The 20,627-nt window shown below is 68.5% G+C and carries 18 protein-coding genes and 1 pseudogene; 2 read left to right on the forward strand and 17 right to left on the reverse strand.

Annotated elements, in window-relative coordinates; all coding sequences use genetic code 11:
• From ACFWAY_RS40895 to ACFWAY_RS40940, 10 genes and pseudogenes are all read right to left on the reverse strand, one after another.
• Positions 1 to 95, reverse strand: a 95-nt coding sequence (locus ACFWAY_RS40895; RefSeq protein ID WP_378458268.1) for an acyl-CoA dehydrogenase family protein, incomplete at its 3' end; no start/stop codon positions are given.
• A 10-nt stretch (positions 96 to 105) separates the two neighbouring features.
• Positions 106 to 1,608 carry a CoA-acylating methylmalonate-semialdehyde dehydrogenase gene (locus ACFWAY_RS40900; protein WP_378458265.1) on the reverse strand — a complete coding sequence of 501 codons (1,503 nt, stop codon included), beginning with the start codon at positions 1,606 to 1,608 and terminating at the stop codon, positions 106 to 108.
• A gap of 238 nt (positions 1,609 to 1,846) precedes the next feature.
• Entirely contained in the window at positions 1,847 to 2,338 is a 492-nt protein-coding gene (locus ACFWAY_RS40905; protein WP_378458264.1) for a pyridoxamine 5'-phosphate oxidase family protein, read from the reverse strand.
• 36 nt (positions 2,339 to 2,374) lie between these two features.
• Positions 2,375 to 3,690, reverse strand: a pseudogene (locus ACFWAY_RS40910) (HNH endonuclease).
• Between the two features lie 79 nt (positions 3,691 to 3,769).
• Positions 3,770 to 4,483, reverse strand: a complete 714-nt coding sequence (locus tag ACFWAY_RS40915) for a copper homeostasis protein CutC (protein WP_378514559.1) — start codon at positions 4,481 to 4,483, stop codon at positions 3,770 to 3,772.
• Complete coding sequence (gene nagB, locus ACFWAY_RS40920; RefSeq protein ID WP_378458262.1) at positions 4,484 to 5,263, reverse strand: glucosamine-6-phosphate deaminase; 780 nt, start codon at positions 5,261 to 5,263, stop codon at positions 4,484 to 4,486.
• A complete protein-coding gene (locus ACFWAY_RS40925) occupies positions 5,251 to 6,435 on the reverse strand; it encodes an N-acetylglucosamine-6-phosphate deacetylase (RefSeq protein ID WP_378458261.1) in 1,185 nt (394 codons plus the stop codon). The genes nagB and ACFWAY_RS40925 overlap by 13 nt, the downstream gene beginning before the upstream one ends.
• Positions 6,432 to 8,111, reverse strand: coding sequence for a phosphoenolpyruvate--protein phosphotransferase (gene ptsP, locus ACFWAY_RS40930; RefSeq protein WP_378514560.1), 1,680 nt, complete (start codon positions 8,109 to 8,111; stop codon positions 6,432 to 6,434). Before ptsP ends, ACFWAY_RS40925 begins: the two co-directional genes overlap by 4 nt.
• Positions 8,111 to 8,386, reverse strand: coding sequence for an HPr family phosphocarrier protein (locus tag ACFWAY_RS40935; RefSeq protein WP_378458259.1), 276 nt, complete (start codon positions 8,384 to 8,386; stop codon positions 8,111 to 8,113). The genes ptsP and ACFWAY_RS40935 overlap by 1 nt, the downstream gene beginning before the upstream one ends.
• Positions 8,383 to 9,642 (reverse strand): PTS transporter subunit EIIC, encoded by a 1,260-nt coding sequence (locus tag ACFWAY_RS40940; protein ID WP_378458258.1) that lies wholly within the window; start codon positions 9,640 to 9,642, stop codon positions 8,383 to 8,385. Before ACFWAY_RS40940 ends, ACFWAY_RS40935 begins: the two co-directional genes overlap by 4 nt.
• Positions 9,643 to 9,889: 247 nt before the next feature.
• On the opposite strand from ACFWAY_RS40940, the gene ACFWAY_RS40945 reads away from it, so the two are divergent.
• Together ACFWAY_RS40945 and ACFWAY_RS40950 are read left to right on the forward strand one after the other, a co-directional pair.
• The gene (locus ACFWAY_RS40945) at positions 9,890 to 10,120 is read left to right on the forward strand and encodes a glucose PTS transporter subunit EIIB (protein WP_005563039.1); all 231 of its coding nucleotides are present in this window, start codon (positions 9,890 to 9,892) and stop codon (positions 10,118 to 10,120) included.
• On the forward strand, positions 10,117 to 10,581 hold the full coding sequence (locus tag ACFWAY_RS40950) for a PTS glucose transporter subunit IIA (RefSeq protein WP_378458257.1): 465 nt from the start codon (positions 10,117 to 10,119) through the stop codon (positions 10,579 to 10,581). Before ACFWAY_RS40945 ends, ACFWAY_RS40950 begins: the two co-directional genes overlap by 4 nt.
• 19 nt (positions 10,582 to 10,600) lie before the next feature.
• Here the strand turns inward: ACFWAY_RS40950 and ACFWAY_RS40955 are convergent, their stop codons facing one another.
• The 7 genes from ACFWAY_RS40955 to ACFWAY_RS40985 form a co-directional block, all read right to left on the reverse strand.
• Positions 10,601 to 11,344 (reverse strand): GntR family transcriptional regulator, encoded by a 744-nt coding sequence (locus ACFWAY_RS40955; protein ID WP_378458256.1) that lies wholly within the window; start codon positions 11,342 to 11,344, stop codon positions 10,601 to 10,603.
• 113 nt (positions 11,345 to 11,457) lie between these two features.
• Positions 11,458 to 11,961: a DUF1990 family protein gene (locus ACFWAY_RS40960; RefSeq protein WP_378458267.1), complete on the reverse strand. Its 504-nt coding sequence runs from the start codon at positions 11,959 to 11,961 to the stop codon at positions 11,458 to 11,460.
• A 47-nt stretch (positions 11,962 to 12,008) separates the two neighbouring features.
• Positions 12,009 to 12,440 (reverse strand): YkvA family protein, encoded by a 432-nt coding sequence (locus tag ACFWAY_RS40965; RefSeq protein ID WP_378514561.1) that lies wholly within the window; start codon positions 12,438 to 12,440, stop codon positions 12,009 to 12,011.
• Between the two features lie 10 nt (positions 12,441 to 12,450).
• Positions 12,451 to 13,884, reverse strand: a complete 1,434-nt coding sequence (locus ACFWAY_RS40970) for an FAD-binding oxidoreductase (RefSeq protein WP_378514562.1) — start codon at positions 13,882 to 13,884, stop codon at positions 12,451 to 12,453.
• 49 nt (positions 13,885 to 13,933) lie between these two features.
• Positions 13,934 to 16,957 (reverse strand): ATP-binding protein, encoded by a 3,024-nt coding sequence (locus tag ACFWAY_RS40975; protein WP_378514563.1) that lies wholly within the window; start codon positions 16,955 to 16,957, stop codon positions 13,934 to 13,936.
• Between the two features lie 59 nt (positions 16,958 to 17,016).
• Entirely contained in the window at positions 17,017 to 17,790 is a 774-nt protein-coding gene (locus ACFWAY_RS40980) for an SWIM zinc finger family protein (RefSeq protein ID WP_378514564.1), read from the reverse strand.
• Positions 17,787 to 20,618, reverse strand: coding sequence for a DEAD/DEAH box helicase (locus ACFWAY_RS40985; protein ID WP_378458251.1), 2,832 nt, complete (start codon positions 20,616 to 20,618; stop codon positions 17,787 to 17,789). Before ACFWAY_RS40985 ends, ACFWAY_RS40980 begins: the two co-directional genes overlap by 4 nt.
• Positions 20,619 to 20,627 lie beyond the last annotated feature (9 nt).

Raw genomic sequence — 20,627 nt, forward strand, 5'->3', positions numbered from 1 at the left:
TGATCCCACTCCACGGCGTGCGGCGCGAGATGCTCGGCCGCGAAGTCGCGGGCAGTGTCGCTGATCGCCCGCTCGTCATCGGTCAAGGTGAACATGGAGTTCCGTTCAGTTCATGGTGGGGATGACGAAATGGTTCGTCTCTTCCTTCTTGCCTGAGGGCCAACGCTGCGTCACGGTCTTGGTCTTGGTGTAGAAGCGGAAGGAGTCGGGACCATGCTGGTTCAGGTCGCCGAAGCCGGAGCGCTTCCAGCCGCCGAACGTGTGGTACGCGATCGGCACGGGGATCGGCACGTTGACGCCGACCATGCCGACGTTCACGCGGTTCGTGAAGTCGCGGGCGGTGTCGCCGTCGCGGGTGAAGATCGCGACGCCGTTGCCGTACTCGTGCTCGGTCGGCAGGCGGAGTGCTTCCTCGTAGTCCGCGGCACGGGCGACGAGCAGGACGGGTCCGAAGATCTCTTCCTTGTAGACGCGCATGTCGGTGGTGACCTTGTCGAACAGGGTCGCGCCGGCGAAGAAGCCGTTCTCGTGGCCCTCGAGGGTGAAGCCGCGGCCGTCGATCACGGCCTCCGCACCCTCGTCGATGCCGATCTGGATGTAGTTGTTCACACGCTCGAGGGCGTCTTTGCTGACCAGCGGACCGAAGTCGGCGGACTCGTCGTCGCTGCGGCCGATCGTGAGCTTGCCGACCCGTTCGGTCAGCTTGGCGACGAGCGCATCCGCCGTCTCCTCGCCCACCGGGACCGCGACGGAAATGGCCATGCACCGCTCACCCGCGGAGCCGTAACCAGCACCGATGAGGGCGTCGGCCACCTCGTCGAGGTCGGCGTCGGGCATGATGATCGCGTGGTTCTTCGCGCCACCGAAGCACTGCGCGCGCTTGCCGTGGGCCGCGGCAGTCTCGTAGATGTACTGCGCAATGGGCGTGGAGCCGACGAACCCGACAGCCTTGACGCGGTCGTCGGTGAGCAGAACGTCCACCACTTCCTTGTCACCGTTGACCACGTTGAACACGCCTGCAGGCAGACCGGCCTCGAGGAACAGCTCGGCCAGACGCAGCGGCACCGACGGGTCGCGCTCGGACGGCTTGAGGATGAACGCGTTTCCGGCGGCCAGCGCGGGACCGGCCTTCCACAGCGGGATCATGGCCGGGAAGTTGAAGGGCGTGATGCCGGCGACGACGCCGAGCGGCTGACGCATCGAGTACACGTCGATGCCGGTTCCGGCGGATTCCGTGTACTCGCCCTTGAGCAGGTGCGGGGCGCCGAGGGCGAACTCGATGACCTCGAGGCCGCGCTGGATGTCACCCTTCGCGTCGGGGACCGTCTTGCCGTGCTCGGACGACAGGAGGCGCGCCAGCGAATCCATCTCCTCCTGCGCGAGCTGGAGGAACTTCATCAGGACGCGGGCCCGCTTCTGCGGGTTGAACAGCGCCCATTCCCGCTGAGCCTCCACCGCGTTCGCGATGATCGCCTCGGTCTCGGCCTTGTCGGCGAGAGGCACACGCGCCTGCACCTCACCGGTGTTGGGGTCGTAGACGTCGCCGAACTTGTTGGAGGCACCGGGGACGCGCTTGCCGCCGACGAAGTGGGATAGCTCTTGAACCATTGTGCGGACCCGTTTCTTACTCGATGATGAGGGAGTTCCGAATATGTAGCCCATCCTATAGTTGGATGTCCATGTATGTCCAGACCGTACGATCGGGTCATACAGCCCACTCTCCCGAGGAGAGGAACTTCCTCCGCATCCTCCGGACCACCCGATAATCCTGCGCCCGAATCCCGCCCTCGCCCCGCGGGCGGTGTACGAATCCAAAGCCGCCCGGTGGCAGAAGGAATGGCCCCAGTCAATGCTTTCGCACGACGTGCTCGGGCTCGCCCGGTTTCCAAATCGTGATGTCCATGTGGCCGTCGCCGACCTCCACCGCCGAGCCGCCGACCAGGTCGGCTCGGTAGCAGTGATCGAACTCCTGCCCCCGGATGTCGAACCCGGAATCGTCGAACAGTGCCTGCGCGAAACGCTGATGCAGGGCCTTGTCCTGGACGTCGTCGACGACACCCCACAGTTTCGCGTCGCCCTCCTTGACCTCGGTGTCGACGGTCGCCGTGTGCAGGCAGAAGCGTGGGTCGCGAGCCAGATCCCGGAACTTCGTGGTGTTCGGCATTCCGGCGATCCACAACTGGTTCTCGAAGAATCTCGGCTCGACCGGGCTGATCCGCGGAAATCCGTCGGAACGAAGCGTGCCGAGCATGCAGAGGTTTCCGGTCGCCGCGTGCCTGCGGGAGAAGATAGCGGCGATCCGCGGAGCAGCTTCGGCGAACTCATTCCAGCTGGCCATGCACACGACCCTACGACGATCCGCATGGCCGCCGGGTCAAGACGCACGCAATTGTGCGATCAGTACCGCCTCGACTTCCGACTGTCGTGCGGCTGCCGGGCGCGGCGGCGCCGCAGATCGGTAGTGGTGCCCGGTCGGGGTGCCCAGGTCGAGGAGGTGGGTGCGGCCGGGGTTGTACGCAGGCGGGCCGTCCAACCGTCGCCTTCTTTCGCGTAATTGCACGCCTCACAGAGCCCGGACCCGTTGTGCGCCGTCGTGGCACCACGCCGCCGGCGGGAGCGGATGTGATCGTGATGCCGGACAGGCGCATCGCACCACGGGGTGCGGCACGTTTGATCCCTGAGGTCGATCAGCTTTCTCAGGCTTTTCGGGAACGTGCGGGACTGCGATTCCATCGCCGTCAACGACCCCGACTGCGGACATGCGTAGATGCGCTGCAACGACGTCTCGGTGTCGGCATCTATGGCGTCGGCAACCAGTTGCCGCGCAATCCCCGCCGGCACCGGCCCGAAACCCTGCAGCTGCGCCGCCTCGTGCCCGCCGGCCAACAGCGTTTCGTCCGAGAGCACAAGATTCACCGTCACCGGCACCCCCGACGCCACTTCGGCTCCGGTGCCGCGTGCGAACAACAAGTCCACCATCAGCTGATTGCGGGTACGGCTGCCGCTGTTCCCGGTCGCGATCAGACTGTCCGCGTCCCGGCCCAGGGTCGCCTGCAGGCTCACGGCTTGTTCGACCGGCATCAGCACACTCAGATAGGCCATCGAATCCGGCGCGGGAGGCGTCGTCACCCGGCGCTCCGACACCGCCTTGCGGTGCCGCGCCACGACCGCGGCCGCATCGAGTTCAACCGCCAACGCCTTCGCCTTCGCGATCAGACCGCGGTCGCCGACCCCGTCGAGAGTGGCCGGGTCCGAGCACAACCGGCGGTCGACGATTCCCCGATCGACCGCCGACAAACATGCCGTTTCCCGCACCAACAACGTCGCGCGCCATTCGTTCAACCGACCCGACCGCAACAATTCCAGGGTGTGTGGCATTTCGTGCACCAACGCCTGTGCGAAACCCAGATGTCGACCGCCACGGTTCGGAGACTCCCTGCGCGCCAACGCAATCTGCGACCCAATACCGCGACCCCACTCGGATCGCGGAAGCCTCCGGGCTTTACGATCTTCTCGGATGCTCGTCGCCACGTCGTCAGTGATCACCGCCTGCACCGCACACCCGACCGACTTCAACGTCTCGATCGCATCGAGCAGATCGACGCCCAATCCCGCATCGCCACTCGCCGCCTCGGCACATTGCAACCGCGCCGTGAATGCGCGTAAATCCTCGAGCAGTATTGCCCCCACAACCAACCTCCCCCAAGGTCATTCGAAACTTTGTTCGATTCTAGCAGCCGAACTGCCCCACCGGCAATAACCGATGGAATCACGGCCCCAGCGCCGCCGCGGCGGCCAGGGCGAGGTTTTCGTCGACGGCGTCGTAGCCGCCGGACCCGCCGCCGGGACCGCCGCTGTCGGCGACGGTGCGGCGGGCGGAGAGGTGCACGGCATCGACGCCGGTGCCTGCGACCGCGGCGATGTCCTCGACACGGATCCCGCCACCTGCCATCACTTGGATCCGGCCGTGCGCGTGGGCGACCATGCCGGACAGAGCCTCGAGGCCGTCGATGCAGCGCGGCGCTCCGCCCGAGGTGAGAACCCGGATGACGCCCGACCGCGCTAGTGCATTGACGGCGGTCGCCCTGTCGTCGACGACGTCCATCGCACGATGGAACGTCACCTCCACCGCGTAGGGGTCGATGCCGTCGAGCAGGCGGCGCAGAGCATCTCGGTCGACGGACATGTCGGGCGTGAGTGCGCCGACGACGACCCCTGATGCTCCGGCACTCACCGAGGCCCGGACGTCGCGGGCCATGACCGCGATCTCGTCGGCGTCGTAGACGAATCCGCCGGGCCGGCAACGGATCAGCGGGTGCACCGCGATCCCCTGGGCCGCGACCGCTTCGATCATGCCGATGCTCGGTGTCAACCCGCCGGTCGCGCCGAGTGCGGTGCACAACTCGACGCGCACCGCTCCGGCGCGTCGTGCGATTCGGGCGCCCGCGACGTCCTGGACCGCCAATTCGAGTACGGGTGTCATCTAGAACGACTGCCAGGAAGGCTTGTGTTCCAGCGCATACCGGTAGTAGTCGGCGAGTTGCAGCTTGCTCGCCGCGGCTTCGTCGATCACGACGGTCACGTGCCGGTGCAGTTGCATCACCGACGCCGGGCAGAAGGCCGACAGGGGCCCCTCCGCGGCGGCGGCGATCGCCTCGGCCTTCCCCTTGCCGAACGCGATCATCACCAGGTGCCGGGCGTCGCTGATGGTGCCCAGACCCTGGGTGAGGACGTGGTGCGGGACGTCGTCGACGCTGTCGAAGAACCGCGCGTTGTCGAGGCGGGTCTGCTCGGTGAGGGTCTTGACGCGGGTGCGGGAGGTCAGCGCGGAGCCCGGCTCGTTGAAGCCGATGTGGCCGTCGGTCCCGATGCCGAGAAGCTGCACGTCGACGCCGCCCGCCTCGGCGATGGCCGCGTCGTACCGCGCACCTTCCTCGGCGATGTCGGGCGATTCGCCGTTCGGGCTGAGCACGCGATGGGGGTCGAGGTTCACGTGGTCGACGAACTCCGAGCGGATCACCGAGAAGTACGACTGGTCATGGCTTTTCGGAAGCCCGACGTACTCGTCCAGCAGGAAGGCCCGTGCGCCCGAGAAATCCAGTCCGGACTCACGGTGCCTGCGTGCGAGTTCCCGGTAACTGCCGAGCGGGGACGACCCGGTGGCGAGGCCCAGCGTCGTCGGACCGCGTCGCACGTACCCTTCGACGATGTCCGCGACGGTCGAGCTGACCTCCGACGTCGTCTGCCGGATTACGATTTCCATGCGAGTCCTTCCGTTTCGGCGGGCATTCCGCCGACGAACACGCCGCGGGGGCGCAGTTGGTGATCGGTCACGACGATATCGGCGCGGCGGCCGGGGGCGAGGGTGCCGCGTTCGGACTCCAGGCCGAGCAGCCGGGCCGGAGTCCTGGTGGCGGAAGCGACGGCGTCGACGAGTCCGATGCCACTGTCGACGACGGCGGTGCGCACGACGTCCAGCAGCCGTGCGGTGCCGCCCGCGATGGCCCCCTCGGACCCGTCGGTGGTCGCGAGCCGGGCGACACCGTGCGAGACGCGCACGTCCAGGGGCCCGAGCTGGTAGTCGCCGTCCGTGACACCGGCGGCGGCCATGGCGTCACTGACGAGGACGATCTGGTCGGGACCGACGGTGTCGAACACCATCGACACGGTTTCGGGCGCGAGATGCACTCCGTCCGCGATCAATTCGACGACTATGTCTCCGCGACCGGCCGCGGCCAGGAACGCCGCCACCGGCCCCGGCGCGCGGTGGTGCAGCGGCGGCATCGCGTTGAACAGGTGTGTGGCGGTCAGTGGACCGCCGGCGGCGTCGGCGATCCTCGCGGACGTGGTCGCCGCGTCGGTGTCGGTGTGGCCGAGGCTGGGAAGCACGTCACGCCGGCGCATCGCGGCGAAGAGTTCGCCGAAGTGCGCGGTCTCCGGCGCGAGCGTCATCGACCGAACGGTGCCGCGCGCGGCGTCGCAGATCCGCTCGAACAGGCCGGGATCGCCCGGCACCACGGACGCGGGATCCTGCGCACCGCACCGGGCACCGGAAATGAACGGACCCTCCAGGTGGATCCCGAGGAGCTCACCTCGTTCCACCAGATCGGCGAGAATTCCGGCCTGCCGGAGCAGGTCCTGTTCCCCTGCCGAGACGAGGCTGCCGAGCAGTCCGGTGGTGCCGTGTTCGCGGTGATGATCCGCGGCCCGCCTCGCCCCGTCGGCGTCGGCGTTGGGAAAACCCGCACCGGCGCCGCCGTGGCAGTGCAGGTCGATCAGGCCCGGCAACAGTATCGACGAAGTCGGTTCCGGCAGCGGCACCTGTCCGCGGTACTGCGCCGCGGAGCCGACCCAGGAGATCCGGTCGCCGTCGGTGATCACCACACCGTCGGCGATGACGCCGTCCTCCACGACGACCTTGCCCCGCAGGATCATCGACGCGCCCCGGGCGCGAGAGCTGCGACCGCCGATCGTGCGGCCTGCGGGGACCGTGCGCCGCGCGCGGCGACCGCCATCTCCCGGCACAGGTCGAGGTCGGTGGCGGCCAGACGGGCACGCACGGCACCCAGCGACGGGACCACCATGGACAGGCTGGTGACGCCCAGCCCCACCAGCACCGGCGCCAGCGCGGGATCGGACGCAGCCTCCCCGCAGACACCGACGGGTGCGCCTGCCTCCGCTCCGGCCACACCGACCAGGCCGATCAGGTCCAGGACCGCGGGCTGCCACGGGTCGAGCAGTGCTGCGAGACTGCCTGCCATCCGGTCCGCGGCACACGTGTACTGACTCAGGTCGTTGGTCCCGATACTGACGAAGTCGACGTGCTCGAGCAGATCGCGGGCGCGCAGCGCTGCCGAGGGGATCTCGATCATCGCCCCGACCTTGGCGATACCGCGCGAGCGGGCGAGCTTGGCGAAGCCCTCCGCCTCCTCCGCAGTCGCGACCATCGGCGCCATCACCCACAGGTCCGCGCCGGTGGCGGCCGCGGCGGCGCCGAGCGCCTCCAACTGGGTGGCCAGGACGTCCGGGTAGACGGTGCCGACCCGCAGCCCCCGCACGCCGAGTGCCGGGTTCTCCTCCGCGCCGAGGTCGAGGAACGGCAGTGGTTTGTCGGAACCGCTGTCGAGTGTCCGGACCACCACCTTGCGTCCCGCGAACTGCTCCAACACCAAGGTGTAGGTGGCGATCTGTTCGTCGAGCGTGGGCGCGATCTGCCTACCGAGGTACAGGAACTCGGTGCGGAACAGCCCGACGCCCTCCGAATCGGCGGTGGCGGCACGCGTGGCGTCGTCGACGGTGCCGATGTTGACGAGCAGCCCGACGGGTGCGCCGTCCCGGGTGAGACCCGGTCCCCGTGAACCCGCGACCCGCACTCGCGCCTCGGCGACCTGCTCGGCCACCTCTGCCTGCCGGAGGTCGCTGGGGTCGACGACGATCTCGCCGGTCGTCCCGTCGAGCACCACCGGCCTTCCCTCGACCAACCGGTCGAGGTCGACGCAGTTCACGATCGCGGGGAGGCCGAGCGATTTCGCCAGGATCGCAGTGTGACTCGTCGGCCCGCCCTCCGCGGTGAGCAGGCCGACCACGTCGCTGCCGCCGAGCACCGCGGTGTCCGCGGGCGACAGGTCCCGGGCGACGAGAACGAACGGGTACCCGGGATCGGGGATGCCGGGCATCGGCACTCCCAGCAGCACCGCCACCGCACGATGCCCGAGGTCACGCAGGTCCGCGACGCGCTCGGCCAGGTACCCACCAAGGGCCTCGAGCTTGGCCCAGTAGCCGTCGAACGCGACGCTCACCGCGTGTGCCGTCGGCATGCCGGCGCGAAGGTTCTCCTCGGCGGCGGACACGATCCCCGGGTCGCGGGCCATGGCCGCCGACATGAGCAGGATCTCGGACGCGACGCCGTCCACCTGCGCGGCGCGCGCTTCGAGGTCGCCGGACACGGTCGCGAGGGCATCCCGCACACGGGCGAACTCCGCCGTGACCGATGCGCCGACAGGGTCTTCGGCCGACGTCGCGACCGGTGTCCCGAACGCGAGCCAGGGTGCGCAGACCAGCCCCGGACTCACCCCGAGGCCGTGCACAACCTGTTCCGTAGCCGTCGACATCAGGCGGCGTCGAGGTCGGAGGCGAGCAGGTCGGCAAGGCGGTCGAGGGCCTCATCGCTGCCCTCCCCTTCCGCAGTGATCGTCACCTCGGTACCGAATTCGGCGCCGAGGGTCATGACCGCGAGCATGCTGCCTGCGTCCACCGGCGCGGACTCGCCGACCGCGATCTGCACTGCGACCGGTACCGCCGCGGCGGCCTGGGTGAATTTCGCAGCGGGGCGGGCGTGCAGTCCGACCTTCGAACCGATGAGGACCGTTCGTGTAGCCATGCTCACTGACCTGCCTTTTCCGTGTCGGCGTTCGTTTCCGTGTCGGCGTTCGTTTCCGCGTCGTCCTCCCGACCGGGAGTGCGCAGGTTCCACTTCTTGATGACGAAGCTGAACAGGACGTAATAGATCACCGCGTACCCGAGCCCGATGGGGATCAGCATCCACGCGTTGGTGGCCTTGCCGAAGTTGAGCACGTAGTCGAAGAAGCCTGCGGAGAACGTGAATCCGTCGTGGATGCCGAGCGCGTTGACGAGCGCCATCGAGGTGCCGGTGAGGAACGCGTGGATCAGGTACAGCGGCCAGGCGACGAACATGAACGCGAATTCGAGGGGCTCGGTGATGCCGGTGAGGAACGCCGTCAGCGCGGTGGAGAGCATGATGCCACCCACGACCTTCTTCTGCGACGGCCGGGCGTTGCGCCAGATCGCCAGTGCGGCAGCGGGAAGGGCGAACATCATGATCGGGAAGAAGCCGGTCATGAAGATGCCTGCGCTCGGGTCGCCGGCGAAGAACCGGTTGAGGTCGCCACGGACCATTTCACCGCTGGCGTTCTGGTAGTCACCGACGAGGAACCACACGGTGGAGTTCAGGATGTGATGCAGTCCGGTCGGGATGAGCAGGCGGTTGGCCATGCCGTAGACGCCGCCACCGACGACGGAGTTCTCGGCGACAGTCTCGCCCACCCACGTCAGCGCGGAATTGAACGCCGGGTACAGGAACGCCATGAGGACACCGACGACGAGACCGGTGACGGCGGTGAGAATGGGAACGAGCCTGCGCCCGTTGAAGAATCCGAGGTAGTCGGGCAGTTTGGTGCGGTAGAACCGCTGCCACAGAATCGCGGACAGCAGACCCATCACGATGCCGGCGAGCACACCGTAGTTGATCAGCGCCTGGTCGCCGTTCGGATCGGTCTTGCCTTCGAGGACGACCGGCGACATGGCCTCGAACACGCCGTTGATGACCATGTATCCGACCACTGCGGCCAGGGCGGTGGAACCGTCGGCCTTCTTGGCCCATCCGATGGCGATGCCCACCGCGAAGATGAGGGGCAGCCAGGTGAACACTGCCTGGCCGGCTGCGGAGATGACGGACGCGGCGGTGTGCATCGAGTCGAACCGGCCGAGGAGGTCGTCCTGGCCGAGTCGCAGCAAGATGCCGGCCGCGGGAAGTACCGCGATCGGCAGCATCAGGCTGCGCCCGAGGCGCTGTAACCCGGCAAACACCGCTGATTCCTTTTTCGGGCTGTCTACGACAGTCATATCGGCCTTCTCTGTGCGCTTCGGTCGCCGAATCGGCGTCTGGTGAGTCCCGAATCCGGCGGCGGCAAGCGCGTCGTCCGGCTTCGGGAAAACTATTGTGGACCAGCACCCCCAACGGGTACTGTCCGGTCATAACCAGTTGCTAGTTTGACCAGGTGAGCACAGGATGTCAACAGGCAAATGTGATCCAGCTAACCCATCCGGCACCATCACCTGCAGCTCGAACGCGAACTACGAGGGAGAACCGATGTCCAAAGCGGACGCAATCATCAGCGGCCTGGGCGGTGCCGACAACATCGTCGAGATCGAGGCCTGCATCACCCGCCTGCGCACCGAGGTCAAGGACGGCGCCAAGGTCGATGAGGCCGCGCTCAAGGCCGCAGGAGCCCACGGCGTGTTGAAGGCGGGCAGCGTCGTCCAGGTCATCGTCGGCCCCGAGGCGGACACGCTGGCCGAGGACATCGAGGACATCCTGTGAGCCTGTCCGTGCAGGCTCCACTGCCCGGCCGCGTGCTCGCCCTGGCCGACGTTCCCGACCCCGTGTTCGCCGGACAGATGGTGGGTTCCGGAGTCGCGATCGAACCGGCACGCGACCGTGGCGCCCTCGACGTGCTCGCGCCGATCTCGGGCAAGATCCTCAAACTGCACCCGCACGCGTTCGTCATCCTGGGCTCGGCGGGCGGTGGTGTGCTGGTGCACCTGGGAATCGACACCGTGAAGCTGAAGGGCGAGGGGTTCACCCTGCTGGCAGCGGAAGGCGATGGGGTCGACGCGGGTGACCCCGTGGTGCGGTTCGATCCGACCGAGATCGACGGCACCGGATACTCCGCCATCTGCCCGATCGTCGTGATGGACTCCAAGCCGGATTCGGTGTCCACCGACACCATCGGATCCGACGTGAGCACCGGCGACGCCCTGTTCGACTGGACGGCGCCGTAGAAACAGAGGGCAGCCGGGCTCAGACGCTGCGCTGAGCCCGCTCCCCCTGAACTTCCATCTGCAGTTGATAGCGATCGGACCGGTACCAGCTGCGGGTGTGCTCGACCGGTGTGGGACCACTGAAGGACACCCGGTCGAAGTACATCACCGGTGCGCCCTTCTTGATGCCGAGCAGGGTCGCGATCTCCTGGCTCGCCCCGTCGGCACTCACGGTCTGCTCCGCCCGGTCGATCGGCATGCCGTACTTGTCGGCGGTCGCCCGGTAGATCGAGCCGGTCAGGTCGAGGTCCAGCAGGCCGGGAAGCAGTGCGGCGTTGAACCAGCCGTCGTCGACGCTGACCGGTTCGCCGTCGGCCAGCCGCAGCCGTTTGACGTGATACGCGCTCGTGTCCGGTGCGATACGCAGCACCTTCGCGGTGGCCTCAGGGGCGGCGTCCTCTTCGCTCTGGAGCACCACCGTCGTCGGCTTGTGCCCCTGCGCCCGCATCTCCTCCGTGAACGACGCCAGGTGGAGTTTCGACTGCACCGGACGATGCGCCACGAACGTGCCCTTGCCACGCACCCGGACCAGGTGGCCGTCGTTGACGAGCTGACCGATCGCCTCACGAACGGTGATGCGACTGACGCCGTAGTCCTGCATCAGTTTTCGTTCACTCGTCATCAGATCGCCGGGCTGGAGTTCCTTTGTGCATTTGTGCAGCAGGATGGCACGGAGTTGCTCGTGCTTCGGAATCACGCTGTCGCGTAGATGTACGGGCATCATTCCGGCGGCTCCAGCTCAGTCATGGGTGGGGACACATCGGATCGGTCAGTCGAACCCAAAGGTCCCGTCCGGTCCGGTCCAACCTCGAGAATACGTGATCCGGACGTTCCGGCCTACCGTGTTACCTCGGCCAACGCCTCGAGGTACCTGCGCGTCATCACCCTCTGGACGACCCGGCCCGCGGGTCCGCCGAGCCGGGTGAACCACCGACCCGGTTTCGAGAACGCCGAGATGGTCGCGAGCACGGTGCCGTCCGGCCGCTGTTCGACGACGAACCTCTCCTCGCCGCGCTCGGGGTGACCCGGCAGCGTCCCGTAGGCGAATCCCTTGCGATGCGGTTCGTCGAGCACGTAGACGACCCGGCAGGAGAACGTCAGCCGAAGCGGACCGATGCCCCATCGCAGTTCGACCGACGTACCGGGCGCGGCCGTCGGGGTGTCGGCCCGCACGTCCAGCCCGGCGCCGCGGTGCATCCCCCACGCACAGAGGTGGGTGGCGGCTGCGTCGAATGCGTCTGCGCCGTAACCGATCACCTTCTGCTCGGTCAGATGGTGATATCCCGCGGGGAATGGAACGTCGCGGCTCGCACCCACCTCGGGGTATGTGAACGCAGGCAGGTCGTCTCGGGAGGCACTGATGGCGGTCGATCCTCTCGGTCCGGAAGTCACGAGCAGGTGGAAAGGCACGTTACCCGGCGCACGACCTCGAGGCCTTCAGGGGTGCCCGGCCAGTGCCGAGCAACGACCTGCGGACCTGCGCGGCGAATCACCGAACGAAGCGTGAGGCCGATGATGATCACGTCGTCGGCGTATCCGATGACAGGGACGAAATCGGGGATCAGATCGATCGGAACCGCGAGATAGACCAGCAGCAGAGCGAGCCGGACGCGCACACCCCGGGGCAGGTCCGGATCGGCTGCGAGCCGGCGCAGGAGACGGAGCAGATCCGGCAGCACCCGGGCCGTCTCCCCGATCCGGGTGCTGTCGGGGCTCGATCGCCACAGCACGAGCGCCAGCACCACCCAGACGGTCAGCAGGCCCGCTGCCGCGCCGATCAGGACGGGCCATGCCGCCGCCAAGACCTGCCCCGGATCCATACGGCCGCGCCTACTGCTCCGACCGGGCCGCGGGACGGATGTTCTGGTTCACGTGGAAGAGGTTGTCCGGATCGTACTTCGTCTTCACCTGTGCGAGCCGGTCGTAGTTGCCGAGGTAGGAGGCGCGCACGCGGTCTTCGCCCTCCGACATCATGAAATTGACGTACGCCCCGCCCGCTGTCGTCGGGTGGAGGGCCTCCCAGTACTGCTTGGCCCAGTCCGTGATGACCTCGGCGTTGGCCGGATCGGGGTCGACACCGACGATCACGCCGGCCCAACCGCCGTCCCGGTACGCGAACGCCGTGCCGTCCTCGGCGACCCGCGTCGCCGCGCCGTCGATGGGATACATGTGCATCGTCGAATGACCGGTGGGCAGCTGACGGCCGAACTCCAGATGGATGTCGATGGCGTCGTCCGAGATCTCCCGGATGAAGTCCGCGCGCCAGTACCACTGCAACCCGGCCGGGTACAGTGCGTCGAAGGCGGATTGCAATGCGGTGAAGGGCATTTCGCCGAGTCCGACCAGCAGTGGGTTTCCGAAGTCGCGGATCGGTTCGAGTACCGCGTCGGCCTTGCCCGGGTCGCCGGTGTAGCACCAGATGATGCCGCACGCCTTGCGTCCCCACAGTTCCTCGGGGAAGGGCGGCGCCGGCGGAATGGTCAGCAGCCCGATCCAGCCGTTGAGTTCCTCGGGCAGCGAGGGCAGGAGTTCGCGATACCAGCGCATCACCTCGGGGGTGTCTTCCAGGTCGTACAACACCGGACCTCCGACGATGGTGCCGTGGTCGCCGATGTCGTGACACGCGAACTGGAACGACGTGACCACACCGAAGTTTCCGCCGCCTCCGCGCAGCGCCCAGAACAGGTCCGGGTGCGATCGTTCGCTCGCCGTCACCAGGGTGCCGTCGGCGAGGACGACGTCGGCGCTGAGCAGGTTGTCGACGGTGAGACCGAACCGGCGTGTCAGGTAGCCGATTCCGCCGCCGAGCGTGAGCCCGCCGACCCCGGTGGACGCGATGAACCCGGACGGGGTGGCCATGCCGAACGGCACCGTCGCGTGGTCGACGTCGCTCCAGGTGCATCCGCCGTCCACCCGCACGGTGTGGTCGGCGGGCGAGACCGTGGTTGCGCGCATCCCCGACAGATCGATCACGAGGGCGTCGTCCCACACGCCGAGACCTCCTGCGTTGTGCCCGCCGCCGCGAACCGCGAGTTCGACGTGATGCTCCCTCCCGAACCGCACGCACGCGACGACATCCGCGGCGTTGGCGCATCGCGCGATGGCCGCGGGTCGACGGTCGATCATCGCGTTGTACACCGCACGCGCGTCGTCGTAGCCGGCGTCGTCGGGGGTGATCAACTCTCCGCGCAGAGACGCGGCCAGTTCCGCGTAGGGCGGCGGTGTCGTCGTCGACGGTGTCGAATTCGTGGTGGTGGTGCTCATGGCCTTCTCCTCGGATCGGCAGGCCCCGGAACGGGCGTAACCTGGTACTTCACACCGTAGGAATCCGGCGTTCGCGCACCGTTCGCGCCGACGCCCCACACGCGAACGGTGCAGCAACCGCACGCAGTCGCAGAACCTGCGGCAACCATCCGCGGTCGTCGTGTTGCTCGGCGGCGATCCGGGCGGCATCGAGCGTCGCGCGCGCCGCATCCATGTCCCCGACGCCGATCTGCACCTCCGCCAGGAGCGAGAGCCAGTACGGCGTGCGCGCGAACGCCCGCTGCCGCCGCAACTCGGCGAGCCCCTCGCGGATCTTCGCGATTCCCGGTTCGCCGCCGAGAAGCCGGCCTTCGAGTATCTGCGCCCACTGGCTGTAGTACGCGAAGTGGTAGCGCTCGCACAGCTCCCGCAACTCGGTGAGCGAGGCCAGCAGCGCGACGTCGTCACCGCTCAACTGGTGTAGCACCGACGCGTATCCCAACGCCACCGCGAGACTGTAGGGGTGACCGCAGGTTCTGCCGAGTGCAAGCGCATCCGCACACGACTGCGCGGCCGCCTGCTCGTCACCGATCATCCAGTACGCGTGCGACTTCCAGGCATGGGCATGCACCTCGAGCCTGGTCCCGAGGATGAAGGAATAGTCGTCGGAGAACGATCCCTGTGCGACGTCGAAATGTTCGATCGCTTCCCTCGGCCGGCCGAGACCGAGGGCTGCCCCCGCCACGGCGAATTGCGCCTGACCCTCGAATTCGGGATCGGCCGCGGACAGTTCGAGGGCACGCACGCCGATACCGTGGGCCTGCGCGGTGTGCCCCTGCACGAAGTGCACCGCGAACAATCCGATCAGAGCCGCGAGCACCACCTTCGGGCGGCGCAGACGCTGCCCCAGCTCCACGGTGCGGTCCAGGGTCTGCTCGAGCTCGGCGGAGGAGTACCCGTACAGGGTGGTCAGCGGCGCCGACATGCCCTGCCGCACGTCCACCTCGTGAGCGTCCCGGTTGCGGCCCACCGGCATCGCCTCGAGGAGATCGAGGCAGTCCCGGAAGTGCCGCAGAGCTTCCGCGTTCGCGAACACGCTGGCTGCCACCTCGGCGGCGCGCTGCAGATAGTGGAGCGCGCGGTCGGGGCGGCCGCCGCGCCGATACTGCTCGGCGAGTTGCGCTGCCACGTCGTCGGTGCGGCCGGCGTGGAGAAGTTCGAGTCCCTGTGCCAGGCGCCGATGCAGGAGCCAGCGTCGCGGCGGGCTGATCGAGCGGTACGCGGCCTCCCGGACCAGATCGTGCACGAAATCGTAGCCGGTGCCCGCCGGCCGGACGATCCTCCGCCGCCACAATTCGTCCACCGCCTGCACGAGAGAATCCGTGTCCAGGTCGCTCGCCTCGCTGAGCAGGTCCAGATCGAAATCCGTGCCGAGCGCAGCGGCGAGGCCGGCGACGTCCCGCGCGGGTTCCGAGCACTGTTCGAGCCGCCGCTGCAGCACCTCGCCGAGGTCGTCGGCGCCCCCGCCGCGCGCGGTAGCATCCGTGCCCGGCACCATCCTGGCGGCCTCCACGACGTACAGCGGGTAGCCCCCGGTCGCGGCGTACAGGACCGCCTCCTCGGAGGGGTTCAGCGCCCGGCCGCCGAGCGACCGCGCCAGTTCCGCCGTCCCGTCCGCGGTCAACGGGTCCACCTCGACGTCCGTGACCAGTCGTGCCGACCGGAGGGCCCGCAGCGCTTCCCGCACATCGTGGCGCGACCGCGCCTCGTCCGTGCGCGCGGTCGCGCCCACCAATACCCGCATCTGGGTGTCGAGTGAGAGCAGGAATGCCAGCCAGGCCGTCGTCTCGGCGTCGCACCACTGCAGATCGTCGAGGACCAGCAGGACCGGTCGGCCGGACGACAGCACCGCACGCGCCGTTCCCTCGAAGAACCGGTGACGCTGCCAGGCGTCGACCATCGCCCGGGACGTCGACGGACGCGGTCCGGACTCGGCGCTCGGAACCAGCCGTTCGACCTCGGCCCGCCACAACGGATTCAGGGAGCCGATCGCGGACCGAAATTCCGGGCTGCGCAGCCACTCTGCGACGGGAGCCAGCGCGACGCGGCCCGGCAGTCCGAAACACCGCGTGGTCGCCACCACCGCCCCGTCGGCGCGGGCGATCTCGGCGAGTTCGGTGGTCAACCGGGTCTTGCCGACCCCCGCGTCTCCCGAGACGAGCAGCAGTCCCTGCCTGCCGTCGAGGGACTGCCGCCACCGCCGTTGCAGCTCCCCGCGTTCACGCTCCCGCCCGATCAGAGCGGGCACCGCGGTCCGGACACGTTCGGGTCGGTGAGCAGCGGCGGCACCGGCCCTCGGGTGCTCCCCCAGCAGGTTGTCGAACAGCCTGCCGGTCGTCGCGCTCGGCGTGACCCCGAGTTCGGTCTCGAGAACGGCCGCGCATCGGTGGTAGGTGGTCATCGCCGCCGCCCGGTCGCCCGACGCGACCTGCAGTTCCATGAGCGTCCGGTACCCGACCTCCGCCAGCGGGTCGAGCTGGATACGCCGGCGTGCGCACGTCGTCGCCGTCTCGACATCACCCGACTCTCGCAGCACCCGCACCGTCGTCTCGCAGAGTTCGACGCACTGCCTGCGCAGCATCTCGCGGTGCTCGAGGACCCAGTCTTCGTACGTTCCGGGCATGAGCTCGCCGCGATAGGCGGCAAGGGCCGTCTCTGCGTGATCGAGAGAGGCCCCCGGATCGGAGTCGGCGAGCGCCGCGAAGGCGGCCGAACGCTCACTCCGGAACGTGTCGACGTCGACCCGGCACGACGGCGAGCCCGTCCACGTGAGCGTCGGTCCGTCTGCCGCGAGCGCACCGTCCGAGCCCAGGAGGCCGCGGAGGTTGTGCAGTTCCCGCCGGAGGTTGGTGCGGGCCTGCTGCTCACTCGACTCGGGCCAGAACAGCCCCGCGAGACGGGTCCTGGACTGAGCGAGACCGGCATGCAGCACGAGATAGGCCAGCAGCGCGATCGCCCGTGACGAGATGGGCCCGACCCTGACATCCTCCGGGTTCGATACACGCTGTTCGCCGAGCAGGTAGACCGTCAACATGACTGACCAGCTCCCGGTCGCGGAACGAGGCGAGCTTCCGCGCCCTCATCATCGCACGGTCAGCGGAAGTGCTGGTACAGCGCTTTCAGCTCCCGGATCGCGGCGTCCACCGCACGCTCGTCCGCACTGACCGATCGGATCGCCTTCCGCAGCAGCATCGGGTCGAGGTCGTCGATCGCCGCCCGGAAGTCGGCGTCGGGCAGGGCGGGCAGCGGGGACTCGTCACCGAACCAGTCGTCGACGTCCGCGTCGGAGGAGTCGCCGCCGACGCCGTCGATCAGCATGTCCAGGTCGACGCCGCGCAGCGTCAGGATTTCGAGTGGGTTCTCGTCGATGCGTTCGGTGGTGAGGTACGCGACCGCCGCCGCATGCTTGCACGGCCAGCCGTCGTCCGGGCAGGTGCAGTCGTAGTTCAGCGCGGACGCCCCGGCGGGCAGCAGCAGGGGCCCGAGAACCTCCGGGACTCCGCCGCCCGCCAGCATCGCGAGGCTGCCGGGTTGCCGACGCACCAGCGCGACGAGTTCCGCGACCTCCGCGTCGTCGAGGCGATCGATCGAGACGGTCGCGACGAACGGCTGGAGCTGACTGCCCTGCACCTCGCCCGTGACCATCCCACCGGCGATCTCGAGCGAGATCACCTGTCCGCTGCGCGCGTAGCTCCGCCCGCGGCTCATCCGGCCCTTGTCGGCGACGAACTCGATGATGTCCACGAACTCGCGGCCCCACCACGTGCGCCCGAACGATCCGCGCTGGGACCGTGCCTCCAGCCCGCCCGTCACCGGTCGACGCTTGCCGTACTGGCCGAAGTTCGGCCCCGGTCGCCGATTCGTCATTCGCCCACCGCCTCGTCGCCGAGTCGCAGCAGTTCACCCAGTTGCTCGGTGCTCATCTCCGTCACCCAGTTCTCACCCGTCCCGACGGCGAGATCCGCCAGTTCCTGTTTGGTGGCGATCATCGCGTCGATCCGCTCCTCCAGGGTGCCGACGCACACGAGCTTGCGCACCTGCACGTCCCGCCGCTGACCGATCCGGAACGCCCGGTCCGTGGCCTGGTTCTCGACCGCCGGATTCCACCACCGGTCGAGGTGGACGACGTGATTGGCCGCGGTGAGGTTCAGGCCCGTCCCGCCCGCCTTCAGCGAGAGCATCATGATCGGCGGCCCGTCGTCGCCCTGGAACGAGGCCACCATGTCGTCGCGTTTCTGCTTGGAGACACCCCCGTGCAGAAACGGCACGGGGGTACCGAAACGCTCCGCGAGGTACGGGGTGACGAGATCGCCGAATTCCCGGAACTGGGTGAACAGCAACGCCTTCTCGCCGTCCGCGACCACGGAGTCCAGGATGTCCTCGACGAGCCCCAGCTTGCCGGAGCGGTGCTGCCCGCGCCGCATCACCGCCGACCCGTCGCGCAGGAAATGCGCCGGGTGGTTGCACACCTGCTTGAGTTTCGTCAGGGCGGCGAGGACGGCGCCCTTGCGCTTCATCCCCTTCTTGTCCTTGATCTGGGCCATCATGTCGTCGACCACCGCCCGGTACAGCGCGGCCTGCTCCGCGGTGAGGTTGGCGCGGACCGTCATCTCGAACTTGTCGGGGAGGTCGGCGATGACCGCGGGATCGGTCTTGACGCGGCGCAGCACGAACGGGGACGTGACCGCGCGGAGCCGGGCGACGGCCGTTTCGTCCTGCTCCCGCTCGATCGGCACCACGAAACGCTTGCGGAACATCGCCTCCGAGCCCAGAATGCCCGAGTTCGCGAAATCGAGGATCGAGCGCAGCTCGTCCAGGCGGTTCTCGACCGGCGTCCCGGTCAGCGCGACCCGGTGCGCCGCCGGAATGCTCCGCGCCGCCCGCGCCTGCGACGTCTTCGCGTTCTTGATGTGCTGCGCCTCGTCCAGCACGACGCGCCGCCAGTCCTGTTCCTTCAGGTGCGCGACGTCGCGGGCCAGCAGCGCGTACGTGGTGATCACCAGATCGCTCTGCGTCACGGCGGCGGTGAAGTCGTCACCGCTCAGCCGCTGCGGACCGTGGTGGACGAGCACCCGCAGCGAGGGAACGAAGCGCGCCGCCTCCCGCTGCCAGTTGCCGACCACCGACATCGGGCACACCAGCAAGGTGGGCGTCGCGGCGTTCTCGTGTGCCAGCAGCGCGAGCAATTGCAGCGTCTTGCCGAGACCCATGTCGTCGGCGAGGACCGCCCCGAGGCCGAGGCGGCTCATGAACACCAGCCAGTCCAGACCCCGCTTCTGGTAGGGCCGCAGCGTGGCGTCCAACCCGTCCGGGGTCGGCACGTCCTGAGGCTTCGTGTCGCCGTCCAGCAACGCGGCCGCCCAGCCGGTGGCCGTGACCTCCTCGACGGGAAGATCGGACAGATCGTCCGCGATCAGGTCCTTCAACAGGTCCACGATGGCCCGGTCGCCGCTGGCGTGCCGCTCCGCCACGTAGCGCGCGGCGCGGGAGAGCACCTCCTGATCCGCCCGGACCCACTCACCGCGCAACCGCACGAGGTCACTCTTCGAGTTGACCAGCCGATTCATCTCCGCGGCGGTGAGAACCGTGTCGCCGAGTGCCAGCTCCCAGTTGTACTGCACCAACTGGTCTTTGCCGACGGCCCGGTTCTCCGCGCTCGCCGGAGTGCTCGGCGAGCTCACTCTCAGACGCATCGACGGCGACGCCACACTCCACGCCCGCGGCAGCAGCAGGCTGATGCCCTTCTCCTTCAACGCCACCGCACCGTGCCCGACGAGGTCGATGACCACGGCGGTGGGCAACATCAGGTCCAGGCTGTCGGGGTCACTGGGGACGTCCTGCAGTCGCGGGTAGGCGGCCACGGCCTCCGTCAGCTTGCGCACCCCGATCTGCAGGCGGCTCGCGTCCGTGCGGTGCAAGGGAATCGGCACCGGCGCTTCGCCTTCCGGACGAAGGCAGACCTCCAGTCGCCACAGCACCGTGTCCGGATCCCAATCCCCCTCCACGTCCACGTCTTCCGGCTCGAGGAGCCGCAGCACCAGTTCGGGCTCGTCCACCTTGAGGCTGTCGCGCCAACCGTCCAGCGATCCCGACAGCTGGGCGGTGCCCTCGTCGAACTGGTCGCCGCGCACGAGCGCCGCGATCAGCGGATGGTCCGGGTCGCTGCCGGAATCGTCCGGGTGCCTGCGGTCGAGGACACGGCGGGCGACGGGGTCGGTCAGCTCGGTGACCATGTCGTCGAGCACGGCCCGGGGGGTCGTGCCGTGACGCTGCACCGGCGGCATCGCGACGGCGAGCTCCGTGAGCCATGCACGCTGCCGCTCTCCGCCGAGCAGCCGCCAGCGCGGCCACCAACCGCCCTCCGCGCGGTGTACCTCGGGCACCACCCGGCCGGCCCGAGCCCACCGCTCGACACCGCGGGCGACGTGGGCGAGGTAGCGCAGATCTCCGGCGATCCGGGGGTCGCGGGCCGACACCGACAGCAGGAACTCCGTCGCATCCGGTGGGGCGAGAGCGACCGCGGCCCATTCGAGCATCTCCGGCCCCGACGGCGTCGGCATCGGCACCTTCACGTGATGCCGGAACTTCCGTGCCAGCACCCGCCCGACCGCATCCGTCGGCTCCTCGGCGGCCGGATTCCGGTCCTCCACCCACAGCATGAGGCCCGAACCCGGTGTCCAGAGGCCGTGCAGCATGCACCCATC

This window comes from Rhodococcus sp. NPDC059968, assembly GCF_042738615.1.
Lineage (GTDB): Bacteria > Actinomycetota > Actinomycetes > Mycobacteriales > Mycobacteriaceae > Rhodococcus_F.